This is a genomic window from Sphingomonas sp. (assembly GCF_048594985.1).
In the GTDB taxonomy this organism is placed as follows: Bacteria; Pseudomonadota; Alphaproteobacteria; order Sphingomonadales; family Sphingomonadaceae; genus Sphingomonas_I.
This window is the reverse complement of record NZ_JBMDXG010000259.1, coordinates 1-4,461: the sequence shown is the minus strand read 5'-3', so window position 1 is coordinate 4,461 and position 4,461 is coordinate 1. Positions and strand designations below refer to the sequence as shown.

5 protein-coding genes are annotated in these 4,461 nt (G+C 69.1%); 4 read left to right on the top strand and 1 reads right to left on the bottom strand.

Annotated elements, in window-relative coordinates; all coding sequences use genetic code 11:
- Both ACOJSF_RS10450 and ACOJSF_RS10445 read left to right on the top strand, forming a co-directional pair.
- Positions 1-982, top strand: a 982-nt coding sequence (locus ACOJSF_RS10450) for a TRCF domain-containing protein (protein WP_420142146.1), incomplete at its 5' end; no start/stop codon positions are given.
- 60 nt (positions 983-1,042) lie between these two features.
- Positions 1,043-2,059 carry an ATP-dependent DNA ligase gene (locus ACOJSF_RS10445; protein WP_420142145.1) on the top strand — a complete coding sequence of 339 codons (1,017 nt, stop codon included), beginning with the start codon at positions 1,043-1,045 and terminating at the stop codon, positions 2,057-2,059.
- Positions 2,060-2,104: 45 nt separating this feature from the next.
- Here ACOJSF_RS10445 and ACOJSF_RS10440 read toward each other — a convergent pair whose 3' ends face one another.
- Complete coding sequence (locus ACOJSF_RS10440; protein WP_420142144.1) at positions 2,105-3,091, bottom strand: AraC family transcriptional regulator; 987 nt, start codon at positions 3,089-3,091, stop codon at positions 2,105-2,107.
- 103 nt (positions 3,092-3,194) lie between these two features.
- Here ACOJSF_RS10440 and ACOJSF_RS10435 point away from each other — a divergent pair, with 103 nt between their 5' ends.
- Positions 3,195-4,088 carry an NAD(P)H-binding protein gene (locus ACOJSF_RS10435; protein ID WP_420142143.1) on the top strand — a complete coding sequence of 298 codons (894 nt, stop codon included), beginning with the start codon at positions 3,195-3,197 and terminating at the stop codon, positions 4,086-4,088.
- 32 nt (positions 4,089-4,120) lie between these two features.
- Positions 4,121-4,461: DUF1097 family protein (locus ACOJSF_RS10430; RefSeq protein WP_420142142.1), on the top strand; the 341-nt coding region annotated here is incomplete at its 3' end.

Here is a 4,461-nt window from a genome sequence, read left to right as displayed (position 1 = left end):
GCGCGAGAAGAGCCGCGGCGGTCAGAGCTTCGTCGTCGTCCCCCGCATCGAGGACATGGGGAAGCTCGCCGAAACCCTCGGGAAACTCGTCCCCGAACTCGACCTCCTCCAGGCGCACGGCAAGATGCCTGCCGCCGAGATCGACGAGGCGATGGTGCGCTTCGGCCGCGGCGACGGCGACGTGCTGCTCGCCACCAACATCATCGAGGCGGGGCTCGACGTGCCGCGCGCGAATACGATGGTGATCTGGCGCGCCGACCGGTTCGGCCTGTCGCAGCTCCACCAGCTTCGCGGCCGGGTCGGACGCGGCAGCCGGCGCGGTCAGGTGATGCTGCTGACCGATCCCGAGGCCGAGATCGCCCCCCGGACGCTCAAGCGCCTGCGGACCCTGGAGGCGTTCGATCGCCTGGGGGCGGGCTTCGCGATCAGCGCGCGCGATCTCGACATGCGCGGCGCGGGCGACCTCCTCGGCGAGGCGCAGGCCGGGCACATGAAGCTGATCGGCATCGACCTGTACCAGCACCTCCTGGAAGGCGCGCTGCGCGCGGCGCGGGGCGAGACGGTCGAGCGCTGGGCGCCGGAGCTTCACCTCGGCATTCAGGGGCGGCTGGCCGAAGCGTGGATCCCGGACGAGGAGATGCGGGTCTCGCTCTACTGCCGGCTGGCGAGGATCGACGATCCCGACGCGCTGGACGATTTCGCGGCGGAGCTTGAGGACAGGTTCGGCACGCGCCCGCCGGAGGCCGAGACGCTGCTCCATACCGCCCGCATCCGTCTCGCCGCGCGCACGCTCCGCATCGCCCGCATTGATGCCGGGCCCGCCGCGATCGCTTTGACCCCCCGCCGCGACTTCGCAGGCGACTTTACGGCCGCCGGCCTCACCGAAAAGAATGGCCGTCTGCTCCTCCTGGAGAAGATCGAGGACCCGGCCGCCAGGGTCGCCCGGATCGAGGCCTTGCTCGCGCAGCTTGGCGGGGATTGAGCGTGTGCCCGCCGGATGAAGTGATCGGAACGCAGCCTTGCGCGGCCGGTTACGCTCCGCATGGAGACGCCTGCCCCCCGGCCGATGGAGGCGAAGCTCGTCGAAACGCTGCCCGAGGATGAGGGCTGGCAGTACGAACCCAAATGGGACGGCTTCCGCGCGATCGTCCGCCGCGACGGCGACAGGATCGAAATCTGGTCCAAGTCGGGCAAGCCGCTCGGGCGTTACTTTCCGGAGATCGAGGCCCTCGTCGCCTCGCTTAAGCCCAGCCGGTTCGTCGTGGACGGGGAGTTGATCCTGCCCGTCGGCGACGTCCTCTCGTTCGATGCTCTACAGGCGCGTCTGCACCCCGCCGCCAGCCGTATCGCCAGGCTTTCCCGCGAAACGCCAGCGCAGCTCATGCTGTTTGACTGTCTGGCCCTCGGTGCGGACGATCTCGCGCCGGCCCCTCTCGCGACGCGCCGGGCAACGTTGCAGCGGTTCCACGCCGACAACCCCCATCCGGCGCTGCTGCTTTCTCCCCGGAGCGACGACATCCGCGATGCCCGCCAATGGCTCGCCGACAGCGGCGGCGCGCTGGACGGCGTGGTCGCCAAGCGGCTGGACCAGGAGTATCGCGGCGGCGAGCGTGCGATGCTCAAGATCAAGCAGCATCGGACGGCCGACTGCGTCGTGGCCGGCATCCGGCGGGTCGGCGAAGGCCGGGGGATCGCCTCACTGCTGCTGGGCCTGTTCGACGACAGCGGCGCGCTCAATCATGTCGGCTTCACCTCGGGCATCAAGGCAGCCGACCGCATCGCCTATGCCGATCTGCTCGAACCGCTGCTCGGCGGCGTCGGCTTCACCGGCAAGGCCCCCGGCGGACCCAGCCGCTGGAACGACGGCAAGGAAAAAGCGTGGGAGCCGCTCGCGCCCGAACGCGTCGTCGAGGTCGTGTACGATCAGGTGACCGGCGACCGCTTCCGCCACGGCACCACCTTCCTCCGATGGCGCCCCGACAAGGCGCCCGCGCAATGCACGATGGACCAGTTGATCCACGAACTGCGACCGGCGCAGTTGAAGGCGGTCGTGGGATAGCGGCCTTGTGGATGCCGGTCGCCGCCGGCCTAATGCCGCTCCGCGTTATGCCGAGGGCGCGGTGGACGGCCGCTCCGCCGGGCCGGAAAACGGGGAACGCGGCGGCGGCGGTCCGACGTCTCTTCTGGCGGACAGCCCATATTGGCGGGGCGAGCAGCCCATCATCCGTTTGAACGCCGTGCTGAACGCGCTTTCAGATTCGTAACCGAGCGAGGCCGCGACGACCGATACCGGATCGCGCGATCGTTCGAGCCGGTCGCAGGCAAGCAGCATCCGCCACCGCGCGACATAATGCATCGGCGGATCGCCAAGCCGTTCCCTGAAACGCAGCGCGAAGGTCGATCGGGACATGCCGGCCAGCGCGCCCAGTTCCTGCAGCGTCCAGGCATGCGCCGGATCGGCATGGATCGCCTTCAGCGCGGCACCGAGTTGCCTGTCCGCGAGCGCGAAGAACCACCCGGCCCGATCGCCCCCACCGCCATGCAGATGCACGCGCAGCGCCTGCACCAGCATCAGGTGCGCGAGGTGCTGGACCGCCAGGGCATTGCCGGGCCGCCCGTCGCGCAGCTCGCGCATCATCTGCTCGACCGACCAGCGTAGTGCCTCCTGCGCCGGTTGCTCGCGGACATGGACGATCGGGGGAAGCAGCCCGAGCAGTATCTCTGCCTGGCTTCCCGATACGCCGAAACGGCTGCCCACCAGAAACAGGTCGCCACCCCCGCCGACCGTCACGATGCCGCCCCGGCGCGCGGGCGGAAACACCTCGGCGGCGGGGATCGCGGGCCCCCGCGTGTCGCTGCCCAGCCGGAAGGGACGGCCGGTCGGCAGCACGAAACAATCCCCGGCCGTCAGCTGGACCGGATCCGCGACGCCGTCGACCGTGAGCCAGCACCCCCCTGACACCACGGCGTAGCATTTGATGAGCTTGTGCTGGTCGCCGAACTGAACGGCCCAGTCGCCACCGGCATCGAAGCCCGACGAGACATAGGCGTGCGGCTTCAGAAGCGAGAGGATATCCGACAACGGATCCATGAGTCCGGACGATCTCAAAGAAAATCGGGATCAGCGCGCATAGCCCGTCCGATCGAGACGGTCTAGCGCCATCCCTTACAATTAACCGATGTCGGAGAAGACAATGATCGTAGTGACCACGCCGACGGGCGACATCGGCAGTCAGGTCGTCTCCCGCCTGATACGGGCGCGCGCGCCGCTCCGCCTGATCGCGCGCGATCCGGCGCGGTTGGCGGCAGAGGTGCGGGCGCATGCCGACATCGTCACCGGATCGCATGGTGATCCGGCGGTGCTGCGCGCGGCGCTCGACGGGGCCGACACCGTGTTCTGGCTCACGCCGCCGGATCTCAAGGCCGTGTCTGTCGAGGCCGCTTATGTTGATTTCACGCGGCCGGCCGCGGCCGCCTTCGCGGCGCGCGGTGTGCGGCGGGTCGTGTCGATCACCGCGCTCGGCCGGGGGTCGCCCCTCGCCGCGCATGCCGGCCATGTCACCGGTTCGCTCCAGATGGACGATCTGATCGCCGCCACCGGCGTCGCGTTCCGCCCGCTCGCCCTGCCGTCCTTCATGGACAATCTCGTACGTCAGGCCGCCGCGATCCGGGATCAGGGCAAATTCTTCCTGCCGATCAGGGACGACCTGCGCCTGCCCAGCGTGGCGACGTGCGATATCGCCGCCACGGCGGTCCGCTGGCTCCTCGACGAAAGCTGGACGGGTCGGGAGGAAGTGCCCGTCCTCGGCCCGGAAGACCTGTCGTTCGACGATATGGCGCGGACGCTCTCCGACGTGCTCGGTCGGTCGGTCGAATATCAACGGATCGGGTTCGACGCCTACAAGGCCCGCTTCCTCCAGTTCGGCATGTCCGATGCGATGGCGCAGGGCATGACCGACATGGCGCGGGCCAAGGATCAGGGCATCGATCTGTCCGTCGCGCGCACGCCGGCCAACAGCACACCAACGCGCTTCCGCACCTGGTGCGAAACGACGCTCAAGCCGGCCATCCTCGGCCCATCGCGCTGACGGTCAGGCCCTCCGAAGTAAAGGAATTGACCATGAGCGAGACCCGAACGCAGCCGGCAACCACGCCGCCCGCGCAATCCCACCCTCGACGCCCCGGCCAATTCGCGCTCTGGACGGTGATCGCGGCCGTCGTCGCCGCTTTCGCCGCGTGGCTGAGCGCGGCGCTCGCGCTTGAGGTGTGGATCATGTTCGCGGGCTTCATCGCCTGGTTCACCCGCCCCACGTCGCTCGCCAGCTGCCTGTCGTCGATGCTGTGCCTCTGGTTCGGGATCGGCCTTGGCGCGCTGTCCTCTCTCGCGACCGGCGCGCTGCTGCCCCCGCTCGGCGACCTCGCGCTGCCTATCATTGTCTTCCTTGCCGCGATCCTCATCGT

Excerpts from the sequence above, each read along its gene's own strand:
- ACOJSF_RS10445 (WP_420142145.1), top strand. The coding sequence starts at position 1,043 with ATGGAGACGCCTGCCCCCCGGCCGATGGAGGCGAAGCTCGTCGAAACG.
- ACOJSF_RS10440 (WP_420142144.1), bottom strand. The coding sequence starts at position 3,091 with ATGGATCCGTTGTCGGATATCCTCTCGCTTCTGAAGCCGCACGCCTAT.
- ACOJSF_RS10435 (WP_420142143.1), top strand. The coding sequence starts at position 3,195 with ATGATCGTAGTGACCACGCCGACGGGCGACATCGGCAGTCAGGTCGTC.